Genomic DNA, 26648 nt, shown 5'->3' with positions numbered 1-26648 from the left:
AACGTGAAGGAGCCTTCAAAGTGGAAGGATCAACACCCGAAGATAAGTCTTCGGCCCGGAAGATACCGGCACCGTGGCGGTGGTTTTCCCTGCGGAAGTCGAGAGCGTGATCCCGCCCGTGCTCCAGCTGCTCAGGTTCGTGCTCTTCTGCACGGTGTAGCTCACGTTGCTGCGCGGTACCGGGAAGACCAGCCGGACGTTGTTCCCCACGCGCTGCAGCTTGGGCATCACGGCGGAGGAGTCCGCCTCCGGGTTGAAGGCGAAGGCATACTCCAGCAGGTTCGTCAGCCCGTCGCGATCCGGGTCGGCCAGGTCGCCGGAGATCGAGGCATTCGCCCGCTCGCCGGCATCGAAGTAAGTGGAGAGCCAAGCATCCGGAATCGCCCTCAGGTCCAGTCGCGCGGGCGAGGAAATCGCCTGCGCACCGCTGCACGTGGCCACGCTGCGGAAGAGGCTGCCATTGTAATCATAGGGCGGAGAATCGAGCGCCAGCGTCGCAGTCGTCGCACCGGAGAAGACCGAGCCGTTGCTTACATTGATCCAGGTCTCGCTGCCTTCGGGAAGGCGCTGCCACTGGTAGCTGGGTGTGCTGCCCGCGCTGAGCGTGACGCTGAAGGAGGTATCCGTCCCCATCGCGATCAGGCGATCGAGCGGCTGCGTGGTGTAGACCGTGCCCAGGCTGCGGATCATGCCGTCGCTCTTGCTGCTCACGTAGAGCTCGCCCGCCGCATCCAGTGCCAGGCGGATGTCCGCGCGGCCCGTGCCGGAATTCATGCTGCTGCTGCCACCGGGCAGGCCATCCCCCGCACCGCCGCGGAAGTCATAGCCGCCGAGCACGACATTGAACAAGCGATCGTAGGTCTCCAGCCCGCCGTTCGGGCTGTCATTCGGATCATCCCAGACGAAGCTCACCGGCTGGAACTCGGCGAAGGTGGACGGATTGCCATCATCCGCGGCGAGCAGGTCCTCCCACTCCGCCGCCCACACGCGACCGGTGGTGATGTCGCCGAACACATACTTCCCCTGCAACGCGGGGATGGCATTGCCGCGGTAGAAGAAGCCGTTCGAGATCGCGTCGCCCAGGCCCGAGGCATGCGAGTAGGCCAGCACCGGATACTCCGGCGTCACCTCGCCGGGTGCGTTCGAGATGTTGGTGATGCGGATCAGCAGCTTGTCGTTCGCGGGCAGGCTGGAGAGCGCGTAGCTGGTCCCGCTGGAGGGGATGGTGAGCTGCTGCGGGCCCTCGCGTTCACTATAGCCATAGTTCTTCCCGCGCTTCACGAGGTTGAGCTCTTCCCAGCCATCGAGCCCGATCTCGTTCACGAGCAGCACCGGGTTCCCGCCGGCCTCGTCCACATGCCAGGCGAAGCGGTGCGGGTTGCGGTGACCCAGCGTCCAGATCTCCGCCCGCGCCCCGGCGATGCTGCGGAAGGGATTGTTGTTCGGGATGCGGTAGCGACCGTTCGTGGAGAGCGTGCTGGTGGAGCTGTGCAGCGTGGTATCCGGGATGATCCGCAGGATCTTCCCCACCAGGCCGCTGAGATATTGCGGATTGTGCCGTTGGCTATAGGTCTCGCCCGCCTTGCCGTCGCCGCTCGCCAGATACATCACGCCATACTCCGGGCTGCCGGGGACCGCCGTGGGGTCGAAGGTGATATCGCCCAGCGGGTGGATGTTGCTGTTGTAGCCGATCCGCAGGATCTCGCGTGCCGTGCCCTCGAAGCTCAGGTTCGAGCGATTGCTATCGGTCCACTCGATCAGCACCGCCTGGCGCGTCGTGCTGCCAGTCGGCGGAGCGATCCGCGGCGTGGAGCTGTAGCCCGTGGTATTCAGGCCCGGGAACTTGCTCGTCACCGGTCGCCGCAGCGTATCGCTCTCCTGGCTGGAGGAAGTCGGCACCGCCTCGATGTGGACCGTGTAGAACTTCCCGTTGCTCGCGTAGGCCGGATCGAACTCGAAGGTCACGAGGCCATTGGCAAAGCCCGTCTGCTTCGTGAAAAGCTGGAACAAACCGTTCGGTGCCACCGCGCTCGTATCGGTGCCCGCGCTGTCCGGCACCCAGGCCTTCTCGGCATCCAGCGTCGTGCCGGACTGCCCGTTGAAATCGAGGTACGCCGTGCGCGTCTTCGCCTGATCGAGCAGCTGGCTGCTGCGGGTCGCGAAGGAACCCGCGGCGGAGAGAATGTGCAGGTTGCCATTCAGGTCGCAGACCCAGATCCGCCCGCCACCCCCCGGCTCCGGCCGCATGAAGTTCACCCGCGCCAGATAACCGCGCAGCCCGGAATCCGTGGCCGTATCGCCGGACAGGGGCATTGCCGCCCAATCGTTCACCCGCACCACCAGCGGCGTCGTGGCCGCATCGATGGGCACGAGGGTGCCTAGGGAACAAAGCATTCCCGGGGCGAGGAGTCGGAGCGTTCGGGGGAGGGTATGGCGCGACTGGGGAGACAGTACAGGATCCATGTTTGGGGGACGGGAGGGAACCTACCGGAAACATGGGGATCTTCAAGGTATTGATGTTCAAGGGGTATCTAACATTTCCGAAGCATCGGGAAGATCTTCGAATCAGACAGCGTGAAGATGTGCCGAAGGCAGCTCGCCTCGGATGAAATCTAGCGGTTTGGCCACGAGTCGGAAGTCTGGGGACGAAGGAATCTTGTCGTCGTCTACAAATCGGTCTGAAAGCAGCCCCAAACCGTTCTCGCGAAACATTTGAATGAGTCCTTCTGCGAAAGAAGGGGAGAGAGAGGCTTCCTCTTCATTAGCAAGGTGCCCGAAAACTTTAGGAACTTTCGATTGGGGATCGAGAATCCTGAGCTTGGGAAAATATCTCAGTATAGGAATCTCAAAGAGGTAGATCTGAATGCAATCGTTTCTACCGGCAATCTGCGCTGCCAGAATGTTAAAAAGGGAAATTGCCCCTCTCCAGTTGGACACTGCGTAGACGAGCGAAATGCCAGAGTCGTCGACTCTCGACTTCAGCAAGTCGTCGACGAAAACCAGATCGCGTTGTTCTCGGGGACTGTCTCCGACAACCCATTGCTGAGCAAATTCAAGTGCTTCCAGTGCGGTTGATCTGCCGGGCTCTTCCGATTGGAATGAATTCGGGTCTGAGATGTAAAGTTGGCGAGCCTCTTCAAAAGCTTCGAGTTCGTCCGGCAGATTGTCACGAAGATGCTTGGCGAGTTGGGAGAGACGAAGCGGAGTGAAATAGTCCGCATTTCTTTGGAGACCCGCATGCACGGTCGGTTGCTTTACATTCAGAATGTCGGCAAGTGCAGTTTGGGTCAGGCCAAGCTGTTTGAGGAAATTGGAGTTCCGATTGTTCATGACGGCCTTCAAAAAAATAGTACTATTCTCGGAAGAGCGGATTTCGTCTTAAATCAGGGGAGCCACGCAACGAGGACGAGAATGAGAATTAGAGCTGCAAGAAGCGCTGCAGCGACTTCTACCGGAATCGGTCTTGAATCTCCATAGAGTTTTTTTGGCTTTTTCGGGGGTTGGGACATGAGGGATGTCCCTAGCTATAGCTATAATTGATCTATTGCAACCTATAAATAGGCATTAGTTGCTTGAAATTAGTTAGTTACAAAACCTGAAAGTTAAGATCACCAAAAGACTTTGCCTTCGGTTCTTTCCTCACATTTTAAAAAAACGCCCCGGTGCCGAAGCACCGGGGCGTCTGACCATCTTCGTCGACCAGGAAAGCCAATCAGCCCTCCGAGATCACCACGCGCATGAACTTCTTCGAGGTCGCCGTGACCGCTCCGGCCAGGCGGAAGCTGCGATAAGTCCAGCCGGTGGAGAGCGCGGGCATCCCGCTCTGCAGCGCCGTGGCATCCGCACCGGTCACCTCGATCACCTCCAGCGGATAGCTGCTCAGCGTCTCGGTCCCTTGGATCTTGTAGATCACCCCGTTGATCGCCGCGGAGGTCTTCTCCGTGGTCCCGCTGAAGGTCGCTCCCGTGCGCACCGGCAGGGTCAGCGTGAGCGAGGACACCCCGCCCACCGTCGCGATCTTCGAGACCATCTTGCCACCGCGAATACCGGAGAGCGGGGCACCATCGAGCGCGAACTCGGTCAGGTTATCCCAGCCATCCATGTCCGCATCGATCAGCTTGCCATTGTTCGCACCGGTCAGGCCGGCCGCGCTGGCCCAGGTATCGTAGGCATTGCCGCCGCCGCTGCCGCCGGTGGTCACGCTCAGGATCCCGGTGCCGGTGATCCGCGAGGTCTTGTTCGTGGCCGTGGAGGCCAAGCTGCCCCAGGTGCCGGCGGCCTGTGCCACGCCATCAATGTAGAACTCGTCGACCACATCGGTGGCCTCGAAGTTCAGCACCAGCGAACCGCCGGTGCCTAGGCGGACATCCGCGGTATTCGGCAGGGTGGCGGTGCCGAGCGTGAGCGTGCCGCCGCTGACCAGGCTATCCCCGGTATAGGTGTTCGCGCCGTTCAGCGTCAGGTTGCCGCCTGTTACGGTGATCGTAGTACCTGCATTGTTGATCGGCTGGGTGATCACCAGGCTGCCCGCACCGGACTTGGTGAAGGGCTTGTTGATGTTGCCACCCGTGCCGGTGAAGGTCAGGACCGCCGCCGGGTTCGTGACCTCGATGCCGCTGGCCACCTGATCGCTCCACAGCGAGCGCGCGGTGCTCACCACTGCCGATCCCGTGTAGCGGAAGGTGCCGCCGCCCAGGCTCAGGAAGCTGCCGCCCGCCGTGCCGAAGGTGCCGATCGGGGTTGCTCCGGTATCGGAGACGAGCGCCGTCTCCAGCACGCCGCCCTGCACGTTCGTGCCGCCGCCGTAGGTGCTGGCACCGGTAACGGTCAGCGTGCCCGGACCATACTTCCACAGGCTGCCGTTCGAGCTCAGCAGTGGCGATGCCCACGCGACACTCTGACCGTTCGTGTTCAGACGGTAGAGCTGGCCGGCCGCGGAGGAGAAGCGTGCGGAGTAGTCCGCCGTGTTCGCCGCGGAGGCCTGCAGGGTGCCGCCGGTCATCGAGATGGTGCCGGTGCTGCCGAGCGCGCCCGGGCTATCCAGGCGCAGCAGCGCGGTGCCGGTCACATTCGTGCCGCCGGTGTAGGTGTTCGCGCCGGAGAGCACGATCAGGCCGGAGGAGGTCGATTGCAGCGTGCCCGGGCCGCTGATCACGCCGGAGAGCGTGAGCGGGAACTGCCCGCCATCCAGCGAGCCGATGATGCCCGTGGGCAGCGAGACCGCATTCGAGACGGTGCGCGGACCGCCATTCACCGCGGTGGCCAGGGTGCCCGCGCCGGTGAAGGTCACGGTGCCCGTGCTCAGCGCGCTATCCGAGTAGGCCACGCGCAGGAAGCCGGAGAGGATGTCCGTGCCGCCCGTATAGGTGTTCGCCTTGGTCAGGATCACCGATGCCTGCGTCTCGCCGCTCGGCGTCTCGCGATAGACGGTCAACTTGCCCGGACCGGACATGACACTGTCCACCACCACGTTCTTGTTGTTCCACTTCGCGGACATCGTGCCGCCGCCGGCAGCGAGCGTCACTCCGCCCTTCAGCACGTTCACACCGTCCTCACCGAGGATGCGGCCGCCGTTCAGCGTGATCGGATTGCTGAAGTAGCTCGTCGCACCGTTCGCGATCCACAGCTTCAGCAGGCCGGTGCTGTTCACGGTCACCGGGCCGGTGCCCAACGCGCCGGGGTTGTTGCTGCCGGAGGCCGTGGCGGAGGCGCTCAGCGAGATGGTGCCGCCGTTGATCGTGGTGCCACCGTCGAAGGAGTTCGCACCCGGCAGCACCAGCATGCCGGTGCCCGTCTTTACCAGCGAGCCGCTCACGATCGTGCCGGTGTTGCTGAAGGTGTAGGTGTTGGTGTTGTTCACCGTGATGGACGAGGGCGCGAGCTGTCCGGCCAGCGTCACCGTGCTCTCCGCGGCGGGGTTGTTGAAGGTCACCGCATCGCCTTGGTAGAACATGCCGGTGCCCTCCACCCAGGAGGCGCTGGTCGCCACGTCCCAGTTCGGGCCGGTGCCGTTCCAGGTCAGCGCGGAGCTGGTGTAGCTCAGGGTGATCTTGTTGTTCACCGTGTCGTCGCTCAGCGTCGCACCGCGGTAAGCAGCGGTGTTGAAGTTCGCGATGTCCGGTGGCACGCCGTCGGTGTCATCGCCATAGGCCACCACATCCACCGTCTTCACGCCCGGGGTGGGGGAGCCGCCGCGCACCAGCACGTTCACGCCGGTGGTGGTCTTGAAGGCATCCACGCCGAAGATGCTATTCAGCGGCGGGGTCGCTGCCAGGATCGTCGCGCCATCCTCCAGCGTCAGCAGGCGCACCGTGCCGGAGCCGCCGATCGTGCCGCCCGCCTTCACCACGGTATCGCTGGCCTCGATCGAGCCGTTCAGGATCAGCGTGCCGCCGTTCACCACGGTATCGCTGGCGTAGGTCTTGTCGCCGTTCAGGACGATCGTGCCCGCACCACCGCCGAATTGCAGTTCGGGGCCATCGAAGCTGCCGCCCTCGATCAAGCCGTCGATCACCGCGGTCACGTTGCCATCCGCCACGAAGCGCGTGCGCGAGCCCACCGCCGAGCTCAGCGTGACATTGTTCGTGAAGTTGCCGCTGGCCAGGAAGCGCAGGCCGTTGATCGCGCCGGTGTTCGTGAAGTTCAGCGCGCCGGTACTAAGACCACCGTAGTCGCCGAGCTGGATCGCCGCGAGCGCCGCGGTATCCGAGATGTCCGGGCCGCCGGTCACCGTGGTGCTGCCGCCGTAGGTGTTCGGTGTCAGGATTTCCAGCACGCCGCCGCCGTTCTTGGTGATGCCGCCGGGGCCGCTCACCAGACTGTTCAGGCCGATGCGCGAGCGCGCGTTGGCATGCCCGTAGGCATCGAAGATCGCGCCGTTCGCTCCCACGGTGATGCCGCGCGTGCCGGAGAAGACCGGACCGCCGCCGATGTAGAAGAAGCCGCCGGCCACGGTGTAGAGGCCGCCGCCATCCAGCGTCAGTTGATCCGCTTGGAAGGTCGCGGGCGCAGGGCCCAGCGCGCTTTCATTGTGCATGCCCAGGTGGCCGCCGGTGACCGTGGTTTTGCCCACGAAAGTATTCGCCGGCAGGAAGGCGAAGGTGCCGGGGCCGGTCTTCAGCATCGAGCCGGTGCCGGAGATCACCCCGCGCATCTGCGTGGTGAAGCCGCCGGTCAGCGTGAGCGTGGTGCCGGTGTTGATCGCCACCGTGCCGCCGATGTTCGCGTCGCTGTTGAGGTTGGAGATCGTACCGTTGTTCGAGACGATCGGGCGCATGAAGAGCGGGGCCGGGGTGGTGGCGCCATCCATCGCATTCCCGTATACGCCCAGGATGCCGGGGCTATTGATGGTGATCAGGCCGCTCGCATTCACCACGCTGGTGGTCTCGATGCTGAAGGTGCCTTCGTTGATCACGATGCTGCCCGGCGTGATCGTGGTGCCCACCATGCTGAATTGGTTCGCACCCGTTTTCGTCAGCGTGAAGCCCGCCAGATCCAGCGTCGGCGCCGTGCCCGGGCGGATGTCGAAGCGCGTCGTGCCGCCCACCGTTGCATTGCCATTCAGCACCACGCGGTTCAGGGCGTTTTGCTGCGCCACGCCGGTATTCACCAGCGCGCCGGCACTGCCCACGCCGCTGCCGGAGATGTGGACGATCTCGGTGGGACTCAGCGCGCTGCCATTCACATCGAAGGTCGCACCGCTCGCCACCACGGTTTCATTGCCGGCGCCGGCGGCACCCAGTGCGGCGGCATTGCCCGCCTTCACCGTGCCCGCGCCCACTTGCAGCAGGCCGCTGAAGGTGTTCGCGCCGGAGAGCGTCAGCACGCCCGCGCCGCCCTTGTTGATGCCCTGCGTGCCCTCCACCACCGCGCCGATGTCCGCGCTCTGGCTATTCACCAGCACCTGCGGCACACCGATCGAGGAGAGCGTGAGCGGACCACCCGTACCGGGTGCCAGGATCCAGTTGTTGCTCGGCGTCGTCGCATCCGCAAAACGCAGGATGCCGATCGTCCGCGGGCCATCCAGCGTCACGGTCGCATCCGCGGCGATGTCCAGCGTGCTGAAGTCGGCCGTGAAGCCGGAGCCATCCGCGATGGTGGCAGCGGACCAGTTCCCGGCGCTCGCCCAGGAACCGCCGGCGGGATTCGTCCACAGTCCGTCGGCGGCGACCACGGTGTGGATGGAGAGGGCGATGATCGAAGATCGGATCGGGAGGCGGGTCAGGGTCGATTTTTTGGTCACGGGTCTGTTTCGGGTTCGGTCGTTCGACCTCAAGAACCGCGAAGGGAAATCGCGTTTTGAGGCCGAGGATGCAAAGCACCCGGAGTGCGAAACGCTGGAATAAATTGAAATTTTGTCATTTTAAACAGTGCTTGTGCCGTAGTTCCGGTGCCTGATCCATGAACGGCACAGATACCGCTACCCCATCGGGGAGGGATATATTCGCGGGGCTGTTAGAAGTCGTCGTAGCGGAAGCATTTCGTGATTCCGGTGGGGCGCATCCAGCCCCGGATCGCCTTCCTGGTCCCGTTCCATCACACCCTCAGCCGGAACGACGAAGTCGTCCCGCTACACGGGATGCCATCGCACCTTGCCCGCCTCTGTCCTTCTGCTATCTCTCACCTGATGCGCTTTCGTTTGTCCTTCCTCTCCGCCCTTCTTGCGCTCCCGCTTCTCGCCCAGGAGCCGCCGAGTCTGGAGGAGTTCGACCAAGCGCTCGCGAAGGATCCCAAGGACCGATCCGCTCTCTACAATGCCGGCCTTTTCACCTATCTGTCCGGCGATTTCAAGAAGTCCATCGGCTACTGGCAGCGGCTCAAGGAGCTTGAGCCGCTGGATTGGAAGCTTCGCGGCAAGCTGATCCAAGCCTACGAGGGTGCAGGCATGAAGCGGGAGCGCGATGAAGAGATCGCCGCGCTGCGGAAGGAACGCTCTTCCGGCAAGCATGAGGATCTCGCGGCCGAGAAGTTCTTCATCCGCGATCAGTTCGAGATCGATGGCATCCGCGCCTTCGTCCTGGAATACTTCGAGTTGGAAGGGGAGCGGGCCCTGGTCTGGAAGTTCATCCTGAAGAGGGGCGAGGAGCAGCACGATTACTACCTCTCCTTCGGCAGCTACGCAGGCACTACCGAGATGATGCGGGAGACCGGCACCATCGGAAAGGACGAGCGCGGCTACCATCTCGATGGCTACGGCACCGACGGCAGCCACCGCACCTATGGCATCCTGACCAAGAACCCCGGCTACGATGAGGTGAAGAAGATGGCCATCCAGGTCATGGAAGGGAAGCTGAAGGCGCAGTCCTCAACTGTTCCCCGGAAGAACGCGGAAGATGAAGAGCAGTAGTGGTGGCTCGTGTCCTCTTGATGAGCCTTACGAGAGTTCTTCCGCCGCCATCCACGCATTCGAGGCAGCTAGCCCTTCGTCACCAATATTTGACGGGCCGCCCACGCATCACCCTCTTTCCGGAAGGCGAGGATGCCGAAGCCGTTGGTGCCGACGTAGAATTGGTTTCTTCCTGAGGCGGCGAACGAGGTAGAGGCGCAATGGGAGGTTGCCCCTCCGATCCTGGCGCTGATACTCGAGAAATTGAAATCCATCATCGGAACAAGCTCTTCGCGCAGCTCGTAGATTCCACGGCGGTCGGCCAAGATGTAGAAGCGGCCCATCTTGTCCGCTGCGAGGCAATCGAGTGACGCCTTATCCGGGAGCTCTAAGGAGCCATGATTCCGTTCCTCAACCTTGAAAGGATCCTCCGGCGAGTAGTCCACCACTGATCTCCATTTCCCGTCATCTGCGGACCGACAGTGAAGACTTTTGCTGTGGCTCATGAGATGCGAGCTCCCGCTGGCAATCCAGAGATCCTTTCCGAGCGGGCAAGCCATGGCAATTATCGCCTCTGTTCCAGGAAATCCCCCGGGATCTTTTCTAGGCCTCCCGTTGAGACGAATCCATTTCGGCTTGGCGGCATCGGCTTGGATCGATGCACACTTTCCGCCCCATTCTCCATCGTTAAGACCCGCGAAGAGGGTGGTCTTTCGGAAGCAAGCGCTGACCTCCGACTCGCTGCCGAGATGAAAGGGAAAATAGAAGTTGATGTCCTCGCGGGGCAGGGGGCAGCGGCGCCATTTTTCCCCTTCCAACCAATGGAGATTGTAGTCGGCGACCAATGCCGGATAGGTCGTCGTCGGTACAAGTCGCGGCCCCTTGAACTCCCGGGTCATGGGGGCTCTCAATCGCCGAAGTTCCTCGGGTAACTCCAACACCCGGATCTCCTTGTTCGCAGACTGGATCGCCAGCTGGAAGCGCTCTTTAGACCACCCCAAGAATAGAAATTCCGCCCCTAAGGCTTGGGCATCGATTATGTGATCCATCCTCTCCAACTTCAAGGGTCGGGCGGCTGGAGTATTCCAATTTGCCTCCAGCACGCCGGGGAAATCCGAGGAAATCGCAAGGACCCCGTCATGATACGGGATCAAGGTGCCGACGGAAGGATCCACATACTCTGGCGTCTTCTCGAAGACGGGCGCTACGCCACTCGCCAAGCCGAGCGTCATCAAGAGAGCGGCGGTGTGCAGGAGGAAAGCCCTCATCTTCTCGCAGGCTGATGGGCACGGGCTTCGTTGTCAAACCGCAGCGCCTACATAAGGAGCGACGACATTCCTGTCGTCGGGGTGGGCGTGATGAACGGGGACAGGAATGTCCCCGCTCCTTACGACTCCGCTTCCCATCGTAGCGGAAGCATTTGGTGATTCCGGCGGGGCGGATCCACCCCTTGATCGCCATGGGGTTCTCTGGCGATCACTCCCCCAGCCGGAACGACGAAGTCGTCCCGCTACACCTGATGCGTTCACGTAAGGAGCGACGACATTCCTGTCGTCGGGGTGAGCGTGATGAACGGGGACAAGAATGTCCCCGCTCCTTACGGCTTCGCTTCCCATCGTAGCGGAATCACTCTCGTGCTTCCGGCGGGGCGGATCCACCTTTTGATCGCCATCGTGTTCTCGTGCGATCACTCCCCTAGCCGGAAGGACGAGAGTCCTTCCGCCACGCGATGCAGCCTCCACTACTGCGGTGCCGTCACCTTCAGGCGTGCGAAGGCCCGGTTGCCCGTGGTCGGAATCGTCACCGTCACCTCTTCCGTATCCGCATCGAGGTCCACGCTGCTGATCGTCACGCCGTTCACGCCCTGCACCGCGGTGCTCCAGCTTCCGGCCGAAAGCAGGTTCGAGTATTCCACCGCATCCACGAAACCTTGATCCAAGGCCGCCGACTCGCGACGGTAAACGAAGGTGATGCCATTCGCGCCCTTGGTGACGAGCGGCAGATTCACCGATGCCCCGGACACCGGGCTCGCACCGAGCAGGAACTCCACCGAGTTCGCCAGGCCATCCCGATCGGCATCTTCCAGCGGCGCACCGTTGCCGGCCGGATCGAGTCCGAAGGACGAGGCCCAGCTATCGTAGCCGGAGAGCGGCGGCGCGGAGTTGTAGAGATCCGCGACGTTCGCGGCGGCAAGCTCGCGGTTGTAGATGCGCAGGTCATCGAGACGACCATCGAAACCCTCGAAGGCATTCGACCGGCCCAGCGCACCGATCGCGAAGCCTACAGAAGTCGGATCATTGAAGCCGGTCACCGTCGTGGTGCGGGAATCCACCAGCACGCCATCCACATAGAAGTCCACGCGGTTCACCGGCACATTCCGGAGGACATACGTGTAGTGATGCCATGCACCCGCGGCCGGTGCGGTGTTCGCCGGGCTCAGGTAATCCGCCTTGCCATAGGTCGTCGCCACCAGCGTGCGTCCGGTATTGCGGCGGCCCACGCCCCAGCCTTCCGTCAGCGCGCTGGCGCCATTCGCATAGGTGGAGAAGAAGCGCGTGCGGTCGATCGCCGTGCTGCCCGGCACATGCGCCCAGCAGGCAACCGTGAAACCATCGCCATCCGAAACAAGCTGGGTGGTGTAGGCCGGGCCCGATGCAAGGCCGAGGTCGATCAGATCGCCGCTGCCATCGAGCAAGAGCGCTCCGCTGCCGATCCGTGCTGCGGTGCTGCGCTGCGCATCGCCCACCACGGTTCCGTCCAGGTTGTTAGGCCCGCTGTCGTCCGCCACGTTTGCCTCGCTGTCGAAGCTGAAGTGGGAGACGAGGCTCGCCCCGGGATTGCTCAGCTTCACCTGCGCGTTCAGCGGGATGGTGAAGGTCGCTTGGTTGTAGCCATCGGTGGTGACCAGCAGGCTCGCGGAGAAGTTCCCGTCGGCACCTTCGGGATCGAAGACGACGCCGATGTCCCGGCTTTCACCCGGCGGCACGGTGAGCGGCAGCGTGGTGTTCGTGGAGAAAGTCTGGCTGCCGCTCACCAGCAGATCGTAAACGACCAGATCGAAGGCCGCCCCTTGGTTGGAGACGGTGAAGGTCTGCGTCTGCGCTGCGGGAGAAGTCGCGAAGCTGCCGAAGTCGATCGAGAGCGGAACCACGGAAGCGATCGGGTCCGCCACCTTCACCTGCAGCGTCGTCTGCTTGGTGGGATTGAGCGCGTCGTTTGAGGCGATGCTCAGCGTGGCGCTGTAGTCGCCCGCCGCCACGGGAGTGAACTGCAGCTGGATCGCGCCGGATGCTCCGGGCGCCAGGTTGTTGTCGAAGGACGTGACCGAGAAGAGGCCCGCATCCTGACCGCTGATCGTCACCGGAGTCGCGCCGGAGAGCGTGAGCGTCTGGTTCGTCCCGGTGTTCGAGAAGGAAACGGAGAGGGTGGTGGGCGCACCGCCGGTGTTGAAGCTGACCGTGGAAGCCACGCTCAATGCCGGGTCACCCGTCGGTCCCTGCGCCAGCGTGGCGATCTCCTGCGCGGTCAGCACGCTGTCATAGATGCGGAGCTCGTCCACCGAACCGGCGAAGGCATCCGTGGGGCTGCTGCGCCCGAGCCGGCCCACTTCGAAGTTATTGAAAGTAGGAAAGGCGAAAGCGGGCGTGGTGGTGCTGGCTACCAACACGCCATCGACATAGAGCTCGGTCACCTCGGTAGCGGCATTCGAAGTGTAGGCGATGTGGTGCCACTGGCCGTTGTTCAGGCCGGAGCTCGCCAGCAAGCTGGGAAAGCCGGTGCCGCGCGTCCGCCCGAAGACGCCGCCCAGGTTCGCGGTATTCACTCCGCCGGTCGCACCCACGTCGAGATAGCGGTCGCTTACCGTGTCGTTCCCCAGAAAGACCACCGTGTCCCGGTTGTCCGTGGAGGAGGTCCAGTTCATCCACGCCGAGACGGTGACCGCCTGGCTGGCGTTGATCGCGGCGAAGCTCGCGGCATTCGCCATGTCCACGATGCCGTTCTGGCTCGCGTCGTTGTTAAAGGTGAAGGCGGTGCCGAACTTGCCCGGCGTGCCCAGCACGACATTCGAACCGATGGCACCCGGGGCGGCGGCAGGACCGCTGTCCGCTGCCACGCTGCCCGTGGTCTCGTCGAAGGTGTAGTGGGAGAGCAGCGCGGCATTCGCCAGGCCGAAGCCGAGCACGGTGGAGGCGGCAAGGAACTTGATGATCTGCATCAGGGGATGGGGTTTGACCCGTCTTTATTCCCCGCCGGAAATGATGCTGACCGATTTACCGAAAAAAATTTAGTCCCCGGATGCCTTGATTGCGTTCTCGTAAGGATTGCTGGTGAAGATCAGCGTCTTCGCGTCCCGCAGGACATGGCGCTCCACCAGCTGCTTGTCCGGGAAGGTGATATCCAGTTGGCCGTTCCGCACGCTCCAGTGACCGCTGCCCCAGGCTCCCGCTTCATTCACGCCATTCCGCGTCAGCGATACCGAACCGTCCGGGTGGAACTCCCGCACGAAAAGATCGCCCATATGGCGATACGACCAGCGCCCGACGAACTCATCCACCCCGGCCCCGGTCACCAGGCCTTCCTCGAACTGCAGGATCCCCTGGCTCCGGATCGGCACGCTGGTCTCCGCCAGCCCGCCGCCCTTCCGGTCCATCGTCCGGATCCGCACCACCACCGTCCACCGCCCCCGCGCATAGCTACCGGGGAAGACATCCAGCGCGTAGATATTATCCGAGACGAAGCGCAGTACGCCGGTACGGCCCGCGTGATCGTCGGCGGTCACCAGCTTGTCATCGCGGTAGAGCCGCACGTCCCGGATCTCCGCCGCATCCGGCCCGTTCATCCACTTGAAGATGGCGCGGTACTTCGCCGGCTTCCACAGCAGGTGCGTCACATCGAAGGACAGCTCCTGCTCGGCGGGCGAATCCACCTCCCAGCGGAAATCGCGGGCAGGCAGCTTCGGCACGAATTTCTTCCGGTCCAGCGGCACCGCCTGCAGCGGCTCCGCGGCATCCGCGGATTGCAGCAGCGATTGGTTCTCGAACAGCGTGATCGCCTCGCGTCCGGAGGAGTGCAGCTTGATCTTGCCGGAGAAGACGCCGACCTCCGTGCTGCCATCCGGCAGGGCGTCCATCGCGAATTCCGTGCCCAGGTCTTCCACGATCCCGCCGGAGTAGTGGACCTTGAAGCCCTCCGCCCCCTTCGGCACGGTGGTGTAGAGCTTGCCCTTCCCGAGTCGTCCTTCCTCGTGGCCCACCACCTCGTAATCGGCCGGGCCCTCCAGCGTGACGGACACGCCGCTGGCATAGGTGAGCTCCACCAAGCCGGATGCGATGGAGATCTGGTTCGCTCCGGGATTCAGGTCGATCTGGTGAGGTTTGCTCTCGTCGGTCCACTGCACGCCCACCATGCCGGTGATGCGGGCGGGGGGAGCGCTGGGGAGGGGATCCGTGCCGGTGTCCACCGCGATCGCACTCGCGGGCTGGTCCAGCCAGCGCCCGAAGCCCAATCCGAGCGCGAAGAGTAGGCAGGCCGCCGCAGCGCCCGCGGCGATGAGTAGCGGCCGTGGGAATCGGAGGATGCGGGGACCCGGAGCGATCACCGGGCTCTCTGCGGGAATGACCGAGGCGAGCAGCGCCTCCTGCTGGCTCACCTCCAGGTAGTATGCCAGCGCCTCATCATCCTCCAGCAGCTCCTCGAGCTGGGCCACCTCCGTCTTCGATAGCGGTGGTCCATCGTGGAGGCGATCCACCAGGGCTCTGAGTTTGGGGTGGGGTGGACGGCGGCTCATGGAATGAAAGGAAGGCGGTTCTCGATGCACTGGCGGAGCGCGATCCGGAGCCGGGAGAGGCTCTTCTGGATCTGGTTCGGCTTCACGCCGAGCTCCTTGGCATGCGCGGTGAGCGACACGCGGTCGAGGTAGCGGAGCCGCAGGAGCTGCTGGCTTTCCCGCGGCAGGCTGGCCACGCATTGGCTCAGCGCGGCGAGGCGCTGGTCGGCGCCTTCGGAGAATTGCTCGGAGGCGCGGGAGATGCGCTCCAAAACATCCTCCGAGAAGCTGACCAGCTTCCGCCGCTGCATCTCGCGGCGGTGGGTCAGCACCTTGAACCAAGCCGCCTTGAAGGCCCATGCGCGGAAATTGCTCCCCGGCTCGAATTCGCCGCGGCGGTCCCAGAGGAAAAGGCAGGTCTCCTGCACCACGTCCTCGCAGGCATCCCGGTCCGGCAGCAGGGAGAGCACGTAGCCCTTCAGCGCCGGGCGCAGCACCTCGATCTGCGCACCGAGGGATTCATCCCCGGTGGAGAAAGCGGCGCCGCGCTCGGGTTGGTTGCTCATCGCAGACCTATTCCAAATCCCGGGAGAAGCTGACCAAGGAAAATCGCGGGCTGCCGCCCCTCCGGGCTGCGGGACACTGATCTCCCGGCACTTCCGCGCCTTTTCCCCTTGCCAAGGGGGCCGGTCCTCCCTATCCAACCCGCCCCTTCGCTCGCCGCCACGCAACAACGGGAACTCCGGAAGGGATCACATGCGGCGGATTTTCCAAGCCAATCGCCCGTCCTGAATCAAGGCGGGATAACCTGAATTCCAATGATTAACGAACTTATCAGCGAGATGGTGGACGCAGGCGTCCACTACGGCCACCAGACCAAGAAGTGGAACCCGAAGATGAAGCCCTACCTGATGAAGGACAAGGGTGGCATCTACATCATCAACCTCGAGCAGACCGTGAAGTGCCTGGACAAGGCCTCCGATTTCCTCGCGGACCTCGCCGGCAAGAACAAGAAGATCCTTTTCGTCGGTTGCAAGCGCCAGGCTCAGGACGCCGTCCGTGAAGCCGCCGAGGCGACCGGCCAATTCTACGTGAACCACCGCTGGCTCGGCGGCATGCTCACGAACATGGCCACCGTCCGCAAGTCGATCGAGCGCCTCAAGTGGCTCGAAAACATCGAGAAGCAGCCGGAGTTCAAGGCCATGTCCAAGAAGGAACTCTCCGCACTCGGTCGCGAGCGCGAGAAGCTCCTGCGCAACCTCCGCGGTATCCGCGGCCTGGAAGGCAAGCCGGACGCCATCGTGATCGTGGACTCCGCCCGCGAGTCGATCGCCGTCGCCGAGGCCCGCCGCCTGGAGATCCCGATCGTCGCCATCGTCGATACCAATGCCGACCCGTCCGTGGTGAACTACCCGGTCCCCGGCAACGACGACGCGGTCCGCTCGATCCGCATCATCCTGCAGAACCTGGTGGACGCCATCGTCGTCGCCAAGAAGGGCTGATCCGTCACATTTCCCCGGCTGCGGGTTTCGCCCGCAGCCGGAACTCTCCCCGCGGATCCGGCCACACCAGCGCCCGATCCGCGTTTTCATTCCCGCATTTACCACTCTCAGCTCAACGCTCTCCGCTCATATCACCATGATCACCGCATCTCTCGTTAACGAACTCCGCAAGAAGACCAACGTCGGAATGATGGAGTGCAAGAAGGCCCTCACCGAAACCAACGGCGACATCGACGCCGCCGTGACCTACCTGCGCGAGCGTGGGATGATGAAGGCCGCTGCCAAGGCCGACCGCGAGGCTTCCGAAGGCATCATCGCCGCCCGTCTCTCCGGCGACGGCAAGACCGGCATCCTGATCGAAGTGAACTGCGAGACCGACTTCGTGTCCCGCAACGACAACTACGTCGCCTTCGTCGGTGAGATCGCCGATACCCTCGCCGCTTCCAGCGCCAAGACCTTGGAAGAAGCACTGGCCGTGAAGATCGGTGACATCTCCGTGGAAGACTTCGTGAAGGCGAAGACCCTGGAGCTCGGCGAGAACATGCGCCTCCGCAAGTTCGAGCGCTTCGACCTGCAGGACGGCGGTGCCATCGCCCAATACATCCACATGGGTGGCAAGGTCGGCGTGCTCCTCGAAGTGTCCGCCTCCAACGGCGAGACCGCTTCCAAGGAAGAATTCCGCGACCTCGTGAAGGACATCACCCTCCACATCGCTGCTGCCGCGCCGAAGGGCCTGTCCCGCGACGAGATCACCGCCGACATCATCGAGGCCGAGAAGAGCGTCTACCGCGCCCAGCTCGCCGCCGAAGGCAAGCCGGAAGCCATGATCGAGAAGATCGTGGAAGGTAAGATCGGCAAGTTCTTCTCCGAAGCCGTGCTCCTCGAGCAGGCCTTCGTGAAGGACCCGGAAACCAGCATCAAGAAGCTCGTGGAAGCCAAGGGCAAGGAAGTCGGCGACACCCTCGTGGTGAAGCGCTTCGTCCGCTTCGGCCTCGGCGAGTAAGCAATTCCCTGCTGACAACTGGATTCGTTCACCCGAGTCCTTCCTCCCACTTCGAAAAAGAAACCCGCCTCTGCAAAGGGGCGGGTTTTTTGATTGTACCGCTTTCCCAAAAAAGACGGCTGTAACACGCTAAGAGAGCAACCGGTACACTCGCAGCTAAAGACGCTTCGGCTTTTTGATACGCGGGTCGACGATGAATCCGAATGGACGTTTAATCCCGGCGAGTTCTTTTACATTGCGCCATCGTCTAACTACCTCTTCCACAATCTGCCAGTAGCCCCAGCCGCCTTCCGGTAATTTCAAGAAGAACATCCCAATTTTGTTCTCTTGGCAGAGATCCCACTGGGCTCTCATTCTATGAATGTTTGCATCTTGGGTGAAGACCACGCCGTGCTTAGCCGCGACTTTGGGAATCCAATCTTCGTCTGCTGCGCCACGTCCAAACTCATCCGGACCCCATATGATTGAGACGTTCTCACTAGGACGTCCCTCTTGTATAAGACGCAGTCCAGCTGTGAGGTTGCGTGAGAAATTCTCGTCGAAATAGATCCTCATGCCGCACGCTTCATTTCGAAGGCTCTCGCGACACTAACATGTTCCAGCGAAACTTGGAAAGCCTCGGCTATGTCTTCAGAGGAATCCCCACTCCTAAGCATCGAACAAATCGCCTCGGTGGTGATGTTGGTGCCTACAATTGTTGGCTTTCCAAAAGCATGCTTGGGATCAACCACGATAGGCTTTTCTTTTCCTAGCGGGAAGTAACGGGAAGCGAACTTTGTGGCGGGACTGAAATCCAGACGTTCACAAAAAGGCGTTACGAGCTTGTTGAAGGCTGTTTGCCCATTCGTTCCCAGCTCCAAAAGCGCGGCGTCACCTAATTCCTTCAATACCATCTTGCCTGAAATCATTAAGCCTTCCAATGCAAAGGGGAACTCAGTGTGGAACCGCTGACTCAACTCATCCCTTACCTTTCTTAAGGTCAACATTGTCAAACCCTGCTTGCGGAGCCGGTCGATTGTGAACAGTTCAATCAAGGTCAGAAAGGAAAGATGCCTGTCTTTGCCTTGACCCCTACTTTCGAGATTCCCGGCCGGAAAATGCCGAGACTCCTCATGCTCCCTTCCGGTTACCCACCTCCTGAGGCGATCCGCCGGAAGCTTCAGAATCAGTGAAGCATCGGGTATCGTGTAAATTCCTCGTTGCCAAGGATCTGCGATGGGAGAGCGGGTGGGCACGGCCTAATATACACTCAGGGATTCGTTCGAGGCAAGACAACGGCGGGGTCTAGGAGAACTCCAGCACCGTGTTAGGAGTTTAGCGCAAGAACTTGATACCTGCAGCTGAAAAGTTCATGTGAACAGTGATTTTCCCTTTTTGTTTGCGCGTATTGCCCAGAATTAGTGTCAAATTTGACAGCAATGCTAGCATTGCTTACATTCGCTCCATGAGCACCACCTTGACGATCCGTAATCTCGCCGAGCCGGTGAAGCAGAAGCTCCGGCTGCGTGCTGCGAGCAACGGGCGCTCGATGGAGGCGGAGGCGCGGGAGATCCTGAGCGCCGCCGTGCTGGAAACGGGTATCGCCCCGCCCAAGACCGCAGAGGAAATGCGGGAGCGCCTGAAGGCCTTCACCGGGATTTGGAGCGGGAAGGCCGGTGGCAAGACCACGGACGAATTGATGCGCGAGCTCCGGGGCGATGACTGATCTCGTGCTGGTCGATACGAACGTCATTCTCGACGTGACCACCAATGATCCGGTGTGGCGGCCTTGGTCGGAGGACCGGCTGGCCGAGAGCATCGGACAGATGGTGATCAATCCCTTGATCTATATCGAGCTCTGCCACGGCGCGGACCATATCGGGGAAGTGGAGCTGCTGCTCGCATCCCTTGGATTGCCCTATTTGGAGCTACCTCGCGAAGCTCTCTTCCTCGCATCGCAGGCCTTCCGTTCCTATCGGCTGAAGGGCGGCACGAAGTCGGCGCCGCTGGCGGGCTTCTTCATCGGCGCCCACGCGCAGGCGGAGGGCTTCAAGATCCTCACGCGGGATGCAGGCCGCTACCGCACCTACTTTCCTTCCGTGCCGCTGATCTGTCCGTAGGGTGGGGAGAGGAAATTCTCGCTCGCCTCGACGTGCGCGATAAGCTCGCCCGAGATGTCCAATGTCCTCCCTGAGCCTGCCGGCGAGTTTCTCCTCTACGTCACGGAAGACGGGCGGGCGCGCGTGGAGTGCAGATTCGAGCAAGAGACGATCTGGCTGAGCCAGAAGCTGATGGCGGAGCTGTTCGATAAGGATATCCGCACCATCAACGAGCATCTCCAAGGAATCTACGAAGACGGGGAAATCGATGCCGGGGCAACTATCCGGAAATTCCGGATAGTTCGCCAAGAGGGCTCCCGCGAGGTAGCCCGCGTGATCGAGCACTACAATCTCGATGCCATTCTCGCCGTGGGCTACCGGGTTCGTTCGGCGCGAGGTACGCAGTTCCGCCGCTGGGCTACGGAGCGTTTGCGGGAGTATCTCGTGAAGGGCTTCACGATGGATGACGAGCGGCTGCGCAATCCGAAGTCGGTTGCCGGCGTGCCGGATTACTTCGATGAGCTGCTGGAGCGCATCCGCGATATCCGGGCAAGCGAGCGCCGGATGTATCTCCGGGTGAAGGAGCTCTTCGCCATGGCCGCGGATTACGCTCCTTCCGCGGCGGAGACCGGGCGCTTCGTCCAGATCATCCAGAACAAGCTCCACTATGCCGCCACCGGCCTGACCGCTGCGGAAATCATTCACCGCCGCGCGGATGCAGCCCTGCCAAACATGGGGCTGACGACTTGGAAGTCCGACGCTGTCCGAAAAGGTGATGTGACGGTGGCGAAGAACTACCTTCAGGAGGGGGAGATCAATGAGTTGAACCGCATTGTCGTGATGTGGCTCGACTTTGTCGAAGACCAAGCCCGCCGCCGTCGTCAGGTTTTCCTGAAGGACTGGCAGACCAAGCTCGATGAGTTCCTACGCTTCAATGACCGCGAGGTCTTGGAGAATGCGGGTTCCGTATCCCGGGAAGAGGCGGACGGCCGCGCAGCTGCGGAGTATGAAGCCTTCGCCGCGCGCCGCCGGGCAATGCTTGAAGCGGAAGCCGAGAGGGAGTCCCTTGACGATCTTGAGAAGGAAGCGAAGCGGCTACCGGGGAAGGAAAGAGGTGAGAGCCGCTTTCATTCTGGCAGCTTGATCTCCTTGGCCCATGGTTGGCGGGGATCGAAGAAGTCCATGCGGTTCAGGGTGACCCCACCGGTTCTCGGGTTGATGCGCAGGGCGCTGGTGGAGTTGTCGCGACGCAGGATGAGAGCTTGGCCTCGCAAGGGCACCGGATCGAAGCGGCGGGTGCCGGGGATGATGGGGCCGAAGACGAGAGGAGCGGAGGGCTCGGATGAAGCGGGCAGGTAACCCCAACTGCATTCACCCACTCCGAGGGCCTTGCCTTTGGTGATTACCTCGTCCGGCCTACGGGCTGGCGGCGAGGTTCGGTGGATGTGGAAAAGGCGCTCCGCTTTTAATCCTGTGGCGAAGAGTTGGCGGAAGAATTGATTCGAGTTGGTCGTGCCGAGATCGAGTTCGGTGCAGGTGTCTTCACGGACATCGGCAATGGTGCCGGCATTCGGGAAGCTGCCGTATTCGGAATCGAATTCGAAGAGAGCCATGCTGATCTGATTGAGGTGATTGATTGCCTCGCGTCGATCGAAGTCGCGGCCTGTTTGTTTCAAGACGAGGGTGAAGAGGATCACGGCGAGAATGCCAAGCAAGGCCAAGCTCCCCAGCACGGTTCTCTTCCAGTTGCTGATCCGGATCGTTTTCATCACATCACTTGGTTTCCGCCCATCGGATGTCGGGCTTCTGGCCTTTCCAGAAGGGCTGGCTCGGGTCGAAGATATTCTTGCCGTTGACCCACACCTCGCCGCTGTCCGGTTGTATATTCGGAACCATGGTAGAACCGTCAGCACACAGAATGATCGCCTTCTCACCGTATGTTTTCGGGTCGAAGCGGGTGGTTCCCGGGATCAAGGGGGTGAGGACCAGCGGAATGTTAGGATCGGGTATCGGCGAGATCGGGACGACGTAGGCGAAGCCGACTTCGCCCGGGGCCAAAGCCATGCTGCCGGTGAAGACCTCATCGGGCTTCTTCTTCGACCACGCAGTGGGACACCAGAACGGTCTTTCCGATTTGGTCACGGAGGCGATCAATTGCCGGAAGATCGCGTTGGAGCTACGATTGCCGAGTTCCAGGTCTGTTCTGGTCTTCTCCCGGACCATGGCGATGGTGGAGTCGTCGGGAAGCTTGCCGTATTCCAGCTTGAAGTCCTCGAGTGCCTGTCCGATCAATCGGATGCCGTTGAAGGCCTCCGTCCGGGGTGCTGCGATCTTTCCTCTCCGCATCCACAAGGGGGAGAAGAGTGCAGCGAGCAAGCAGAGCGATGTCACCGCGAATAGGATGGTCGACAACTTGGCCTTCTTTTCTTTTGACCGCCTTTCATCCGGGCTAATTGGATCGCAGGATTCCATGGCTTCAACGCGTTTCCGGCCACTTGATGTCCGCGGTCTTGCCTTTCCAGAAGGGTTGGGCCGGATCGAAGAGGTTCTTGCCGTTGAACCAAGCTTGGCCGTTGTCCGCGCGGATCTGCATGGGGGTGGCGGAGCCATCGAGGCGGAGGATGATGGCCTTGCCGCCATAGGGCTTCGGATCGAACTGGGTCGTGCCGGGAATGAGCGGAGCTACGAGGAGTGGCGTACTTGGATCGTCCTTGATCGAGAGGCCGGCGATGTAGGCGAAGCCGACTTCGCCCGGTTCGAGGGCCTTGCCGGGGAGATAGATGTCGTCCGGCTTCTTTGGTGACCACGGGGTCTTGCACCAGAAGGGTTTCTCGGACTTCTGGCCGCTGGCGACGAGCTGGCGGAAGATCTGGTTCGAGCTGCCGGCGCCGAGATCAAGTTCGGTGGGATGCTTGGCCTTCACGGCATCGACCGTGCCGGCATCCGGAAACTTGCCGAATTCGTTGTCGAATTCGACCAAGGCGAGGTGAACCTGACGGATGTTGTTGAGGGCTTCGGTCCGGTCGGCGGCCGGCTTATGGCGCGGGATGATGGGCGGCAGCGCGTCTAACAAGAAGAAGACCAAGCCCGCGAGAAGGAGCAGGCCGACGATGTTCTTCCACGAGGTGCTCTTGCGTTTCTCAGGAAGATCTCCCGGGTGTGGAGGTGAGGTGGGAGTCGGGTTCATGGCTTACTCCATCGTGTAGCATCGCGCGGCGATGAAGGCCAAGGGGGTAAGAGTGATTCACCGTTCCTTGGCGGATTTTTCACGGGGCTGTCACGGCGTGTTGGAGCTTGGAGCCGCAGGCTCCTTGGACTGCGCGCAGCCCGATGCCGCTTTCGCGAACGCAGCCTGCTGCGGAGCAGGGGGGATGTCCTTCACATTCCCGATCATCCCCGGGCGCGAAGTGCCGTGCGTCCCGACCAAGTGGCTTCCGGGTAGTCCTGCATGTCCCCGCAGGATAACCCGCGACCTTCCCCGCTGCTTCACGGCAGCAGGCTGCGCGCAGTCCAAGGCGGCTGTGCCGCTCAAAGGCTAAGGAATGCGAAGGAGCCAAGCTCCCTTTGCTCTTTCCCGGTTAGGGGCGATGTTGCGCGCGCCATGCCGTTCCAGATCAATGCCGAGCTTCACTATCAGGTGCTACAGCGCAGCACCGTGCTGCTGAATATCCACGCCCTCTCAACCCCGAACCAAACACTCAGCGAGGAGCAGTTCTCCATCACGCCGGGGGTGAGCTGGGAGGAATTCCCGCTGGAGACGGGCGCGAACCGCTACATCCGCCTGGATACCGGGGATGCCGCTCAGCTCGATATCACGTATTCGGTGATGGCGGACACGAAGGTGACGATGGTGAGCCACGAGGAGCTGCACGATGTCTCGGTGGCCCAAATCCGTCGCTCCGCGCTGCCCTATCTTTTCCCCAGCCGCTACTGCCAGTCCGACCGGCTCGGGCGTTTCGCGACGAAAGAATTCGGATATATCCCGCACCCCTACGATCAGGCGGTGGCGATCTGCGACTGGATCTTCAACAATATCGACTACCTCTCCGGGAGCACGGACACGGGCACCTCCGCCTTTGACACGCTCACTCAGCGGTCCGGGGTGTGCCGGGATTTCGCGCATCTGGGCATCGCGCTATGCCGGGCGCTCTCCATTCCCGCGCGCTATTTCACCGGCTATGCCTGCTTCATGCAGCCGCCGGATTTCCACGCCTGCTTCGAGGCCTGCATCGGGAACCGCTGGTTCATCTTCGATCCCACCCGCCTGGCGGCCTTGAACGGGCTGGTGCGGATCGCCACCGGGCGGGATGCGGCGGACTCCGCCGTGGCCACCATCTTCGGCAGCATGCAAATGACCGGGATGAGTGTATCCTGTGTCTCGAATGATTTTACCCCGCTCGGTGCGGCCGACCTCGCCGGGCACGCGATATTGATCGAGCCATGAGTGAAAGCCACCTGCTGCGCATCCGGCATCGCACCCAGTATGCGTATGCGGAGCCGGTGAATTTCCAGATGCATCGGCTGGTGGTGCGCCCGCGGGAGGGGCACGACCTGCGGGTGGAGAATCTCGCGCTGGCAATCGCGCCCGCCGCGGATGTGGTGTGGACGCGCGATATCTTCGGCAACTCGATCGCGCATGCTCACTTCAACGAGCCGGGCAAGTCGCTGCTCTTCGAGGTGGATGTGGTGGTGCGGCGTTTCTTCGATCCCGCCACGCCGCCGCCCGCCGCGCAGAGCCCGAATCCCTATCCGCTGGAGTATGATGAGCTGGAGCGCGGGGTGGTGACGGGCTACCTGACGCCGGTCTTCGGTGAGGAGGCGGCCTCGATGAAGGATTGGATCAAGACCCTGCCGGACCCCGGCGACTTCCCCAGTGCGGAGGCCTTCGTGGTGGAGCTGGCGGGCATCATCAACCGCCAGATCGGCTACCAGCGCCGCGAGCAAAAGGGCGTGCAGACACCGGCCACCACGCTTTCACTGGGCACCGGCTCCTGCCGGGATGTGGCCACGCTGATGATGGAAACACTGCGGCACCTGGGTGTCGCAGCGCGCTTCGCCAGCGGCTATCTCGATTGCGCGGCCACCCGTGCCGCCCGCGGCTCGACCCATGCGTGGACGGAAGCCTACTTCCCGCAGCTCGGTTGGCGTGGCTTCGACCCCACCACCGGGAAGCGCTGCACGCACCAGCACATCGTCACTGGCACCAGTCATCATCCGCGCGGTGTCATGCCCGTGAGCGGTCGCTATTTCGGCCCGACCGGGGCCTTCCAGAGCATGAACGTGACCGTGGAATTCTCCACCCCGGAGGATGCCGCCGTGCCGGAGTTCATTCGTGCCACTTAAGATCCGGCGCCTTGCCTTTCCAGAAGGGCTGGGCGGGATCCAAGATGTCGCGGCCTCCAAGTGTGATGACCCTGCCCGCTTTATCAATGGAGAGAGCCTTCGCGGAGTTATCAACGTGAAGGATCACGGCCTTATCACCCCACTTGTTGAGACTTTCGAATGATTGCGTTCCCCGCTTCATGGGGGTGAGGACCACGGGAGTATCCGGGTCCCAACCGCTGTGGATCCCCGCGATGTAAGAGAAGCCGCACTCTCCCTTCTCCAAGGCGGTGGAGTCGGTCGTAAAGCGCTCATCCGGCCTCTTGCTGCCGGGAACCTTCGCGTAGAAAAGCTTCTCGGATTTCATTCCCATGGCGATCAGCTGGCGGAAGAGCTGGTTCGAACTGGTATCCGTCAGGGTCAGGGGCGTGGAGGTCCTGAGCTTTACCTCAGCGATGGTGCTGGTGTCCGGGAAGCGACCATAATCGGAATCGAAATCGAACAGGCTCATGCCGATCTGCCGGATGTTACTCAGCGCTTCGGTCCGTTCGGCCGCCTTGCGCGCTTTTAGGAATAGAGGTGCCGACAGCAAAAGTAGTAGCGGCAGCAACCCGCCAAACCCGATGATCATCCCCATCTTCCGGCGCGAGCGCAGCGCCTCCGGTCCCGGCGGCGGGGCGGGGGCATCGGGCGGTGGCTGGGGCAGGGCGGGCACGGGGGTGGAGTCTGGAGGGTTGAGGCCGCCCTGTCACGGCGGGAGCACCTCAGGATAATGGGGGGTAAAACCGGACATTTCGTGTTTGCTTGCCCCATGGGCGAGTGGGAGGGTATCGCCCGCGCCGCCCCGTGGGCGCCCTTCCCATGAGCAAACTTGTCATTTTAGTGGCCATTTTAGCGGCCGTGGCGCTGATCGTCGCCATCGTGATGGGGGGGCTGAAATCCCCGGATGGCGAGGCGGAACCGGGAGCGGGAACCGCCCCGGAGGTGGAGAAAGTGGTGCCCTGAGAAAATTTTCAGGAGAAATTGCCATTTTCCGGGAACAAAATCCGCTTCACGTGGTTCTCAGGGAAGGTTATCTGCTCTAGCGACCAACCCAACCACCACCGAAATACTCAGATGAAACTCGTGCTCAGCTCGTTTGCTGCTCTCCTCCTTGCCCCGATGGCGTTCGCGGGTGACTGCGAAAAGTGCAAGGACAAGGAAAAGGAAGAGACCACCATGGCCGCTCCTGGCAAATGCAAGGATGGCGACTGTGACAAGGAAGAGGACCCTGCTCTCGCCGGCAAATGCAAGGATGGCGACTGTGACAAGGAAGAGGACCCTGCTCTCGCCGGCAAATGCAAGGATGGCGACTGTGACAAGGAAGAGGACCCTGCTCTCGCCGGCAAATGCAAGGATGGCGACTGCGACAAGGAAGAGGACCCTGCCCTCGCCGGCAAATGCAAGGATGGCGACTGCGACAAGGAAGAGGACCCTGCCCTCGCCGGCAAATGCAAGGATGGCGACTGCGACAAGGAAGAAGACCCTGCCCTCGCCGGCAAATGCAAGGATGGCGACTGCGACAAGGAAGAAGATCCGGCTCTCGCCGGCAAATGCAAGGATGGCGACTGCGACAAGGAAGAAGATCCGGCTCTCGCCTGATCTCGCCTTT

The 26648-nt window shown here is 62.1% G+C and carries 22 protein-coding genes and 1 pseudogene; 10 read left to right on the top strand and 13 right to left on the bottom strand.

Features of this window, described 5'->3' with window-relative positions:
- Positions 1 to 15 precede the first annotated feature (15 nt).
- The 3 genes from OJ996_RS22495 to OJ996_RS22485 form a co-directional block, all read right to left on the bottom strand.
- Positions 16 to 2394, bottom strand: a complete 2379-nt coding sequence (locus tag OJ996_RS22495) for a PQQ-dependent sugar dehydrogenase (RefSeq protein WP_264515948.1) — start codon at positions 2392 to 2394, stop codon at positions 16 to 18.
- Between the two features lie 171 nt (positions 2395 to 2565).
- Positions 2566 to 3330 (bottom strand): hypothetical protein, encoded by a 765-nt coding sequence (locus tag OJ996_RS22490; RefSeq protein WP_264515947.1) that lies wholly within the window; start codon positions 3328 to 3330, stop codon positions 2566 to 2568.
- 382 nt (positions 3331 to 3712) lie between these two features.
- Complete coding sequence (locus OJ996_RS22485; protein ID WP_264515946.1) at positions 3713 to 8242, bottom strand: beta strand repeat-containing protein; 4530 nt, start codon at positions 8240 to 8242, stop codon at positions 3713 to 3715.
- 384 nt (positions 8243 to 8626) lie between these two features.
- On the opposite strand from OJ996_RS22485, the gene OJ996_RS22480 reads away from it, so the two are divergent.
- Positions 8627 to 9346 (top strand): tetratricopeptide repeat protein, encoded by a 720-nt coding sequence (locus OJ996_RS22480; RefSeq protein WP_264515945.1) that lies wholly within the window; start codon positions 8627 to 8629, stop codon positions 9344 to 9346.
- A 68-nt stretch (positions 9347 to 9414) separates the two neighbouring features.
- On the opposite strand, the gene OJ996_RS22475 is transcribed toward OJ996_RS22480, so the two are convergent.
- The 4 genes from OJ996_RS22475 to OJ996_RS22460 form a co-directional block, all read right to left on the bottom strand.
- Positions 9415 to 10557, bottom strand: coding sequence for a hypothetical protein (locus OJ996_RS22475; protein WP_264515944.1), 1143 nt, complete (start codon positions 10555 to 10557; stop codon positions 9415 to 9417).
- A 509-nt stretch (positions 10558 to 11066) separates the two neighbouring features.
- A complete protein-coding gene (locus OJ996_RS22470) occupies positions 11067 to 13541 on the bottom strand; it encodes a LamG-like jellyroll fold domain-containing protein (protein ID WP_264515943.1) in 2475 nt (824 codons plus the stop codon).
- A 69-nt stretch (positions 13542 to 13610) separates the two neighbouring features.
- A complete protein-coding gene (locus tag OJ996_RS22465) occupies positions 13611 to 15074 on the bottom strand; it encodes a FecR family protein (protein WP_264515942.1) in 1464 nt (487 codons plus the stop codon).
- A 35-nt stretch (positions 15075 to 15109) separates the two neighbouring features.
- The gene (locus tag OJ996_RS22460; protein WP_264515941.1) at positions 15110 to 15658 is read right to left on the bottom strand and encodes a sigma-70 family RNA polymerase sigma factor; all 549 of its coding nucleotides are present in this window, start codon (positions 15656 to 15658) and stop codon (positions 15110 to 15112) included.
- A 252-nt stretch (positions 15659 to 15910) separates the two neighbouring features.
- Here OJ996_RS22460 and rpsB point away from each other — a divergent pair, with 252 nt between their 5' ends.
- Both rpsB and tsf read left to right on the top strand, forming a co-directional pair.
- The gene (rpsB, locus tag OJ996_RS22455; RefSeq protein ID WP_264515940.1) at positions 15911 to 16594 is read left to right on the top strand and encodes a 30S ribosomal protein S2; all 684 of its coding nucleotides are present in this window, start codon (positions 15911 to 15913) and stop codon (positions 16592 to 16594) included.
- Between the two features lie 136 nt (positions 16595 to 16730).
- Entirely contained in the window at positions 16731 to 17597 is an 867-nt protein-coding gene (gene tsf, locus OJ996_RS22450; RefSeq protein ID WP_264515939.1) for a translation elongation factor Ts, read from the top strand.
- 156 nt (positions 17598 to 17753) lie between these two features.
- Here tsf and OJ996_RS22445 read toward each other — a convergent pair whose 3' ends face one another.
- Together OJ996_RS22445 and OJ996_RS22440 are read right to left on the bottom strand one after the other, a co-directional pair.
- Positions 17754 to 18152: a PIN-like domain-containing protein gene (locus tag OJ996_RS22445; protein ID WP_264515938.1), complete on the bottom strand. Its 399-nt coding sequence runs from the start codon at positions 18150 to 18152 to the stop codon at positions 17754 to 17756.
- Complete coding sequence (locus tag OJ996_RS22440) at positions 18149 to 18832, bottom strand: DUF433 domain-containing protein (RefSeq protein ID WP_264515937.1); 684 nt, start codon at positions 18830 to 18832, stop codon at positions 18149 to 18151. Before OJ996_RS22440 ends, OJ996_RS22445 begins: the two co-directional genes overlap by 4 nt.
- Positions 18833 to 19041: 209 nt before the next feature.
- On the opposite strand from OJ996_RS22440, the gene OJ996_RS22435 reads away from it, so the two are divergent.
- The 3 genes and pseudogenes from OJ996_RS22435 to OJ996_RS22425 all read left to right on the top strand — a co-directional run.
- A complete protein-coding gene (locus OJ996_RS22435) occupies positions 19042 to 19302 on the top strand; it encodes a FitA-like ribbon-helix-helix domain-containing protein (protein ID WP_264515936.1) in 261 nt (86 codons plus the stop codon).
- Entirely contained in the window at positions 19295 to 19696 is a 402-nt protein-coding gene (locus OJ996_RS22430) for a type II toxin-antitoxin system VapC family toxin (protein WP_264515935.1), read from the top strand. Before OJ996_RS22435 ends, OJ996_RS22430 begins: the two co-directional genes overlap by 8 nt.
- A gap of 54 nt (positions 19697 to 19750) precedes the next feature.
- A pseudogene (locus tag OJ996_RS22425) lies at positions 19751 to 20770 on the top strand (virulence RhuM family protein); the annotation flags it as partial.
- 32 nt (positions 20771 to 20802) lie between these two features.
- On the opposite strand, the gene OJ996_RS26470 reads toward OJ996_RS22425, so the two are convergent.
- The 3 genes from OJ996_RS26470 to OJ996_RS22415 form a co-directional block, all read right to left on the bottom strand.
- Positions 20803 to 21444, bottom strand: a complete 642-nt coding sequence (locus tag OJ996_RS26470) for a hypothetical protein (RefSeq protein WP_345783805.1) — start codon at positions 21442 to 21444, stop codon at positions 20803 to 20805.
- A gap of 4 nt (positions 21445 to 21448) precedes the next feature.
- A complete protein-coding gene (locus OJ996_RS22420) occupies positions 21449 to 22066 on the bottom strand; it encodes a hypothetical protein (RefSeq protein ID WP_264515933.1) in 618 nt (205 codons plus the stop codon).
- 85 nt (positions 22067 to 22151) lie between these two features.
- Complete coding sequence (locus OJ996_RS22415; protein WP_264515932.1) at positions 22152 to 22862, bottom strand: hypothetical protein; 711 nt, start codon at positions 22860 to 22862, stop codon at positions 22152 to 22154.
- 414 nt (positions 22863 to 23276) lie between these two features.
- Here OJ996_RS22415 and OJ996_RS22410 point away from each other — a divergent pair, with 414 nt between their 5' ends.
- On the top strand, positions 23277 to 24119 hold the full coding sequence (locus OJ996_RS22410; protein ID WP_264515931.1) for a transglutaminase-like domain-containing protein: 843 nt from the start codon (positions 23277 to 23279) through the stop codon (positions 24117 to 24119).
- Entirely contained in the window at positions 24116 to 25018 is a 903-nt protein-coding gene (locus OJ996_RS22405; RefSeq protein WP_264515930.1) for a transglutaminase family protein, read from the top strand. The genes OJ996_RS22410 and OJ996_RS22405 overlap by 4 nt, the downstream gene beginning before the upstream one ends.
- Here OJ996_RS22405 and OJ996_RS22400 read toward each other — a convergent pair.
- Positions 25002 to 25712 (bottom strand): hypothetical protein, encoded by a 711-nt coding sequence (locus tag OJ996_RS22400; RefSeq protein ID WP_264515929.1) that lies wholly within the window; start codon positions 25710 to 25712, stop codon positions 25002 to 25004. The two genes, OJ996_RS22405 and OJ996_RS22400, sit on opposite strands and share 17 nt — an antisense overlap.
- A 146-nt stretch (positions 25713 to 25858) precedes the next feature.
- On the opposite strand from OJ996_RS22400, the gene OJ996_RS22395 reads away from it, so the two are divergent.
- A complete protein-coding gene (locus OJ996_RS22395; RefSeq protein WP_264515928.1) occupies positions 25859 to 26002 on the top strand; it encodes a hypothetical protein in 144 nt (47 codons plus the stop codon).
- A gap of 111 nt (positions 26003 to 26113) precedes the next feature.
- Positions 26114 to 26638, top strand: a complete 525-nt coding sequence (locus OJ996_RS22390; protein WP_264515927.1) for a hypothetical protein — start codon at positions 26114 to 26116, stop codon at positions 26636 to 26638.
- Positions 26639 to 26648 lie beyond the last annotated feature (10 nt).

This window comes from Luteolibacter rhizosphaerae, from assembly GCF_025950095.1.
GTDB classification, from domain to species: Bacteria; Verrucomicrobiota; Verrucomicrobiia; order Verrucomicrobiales; family Akkermansiaceae; genus Haloferula; species Haloferula rhizosphaerae.
Note: the sequence above shows the minus strand (reverse complement) of the source record. Positions and strands in the feature narration are given on the sequence as shown.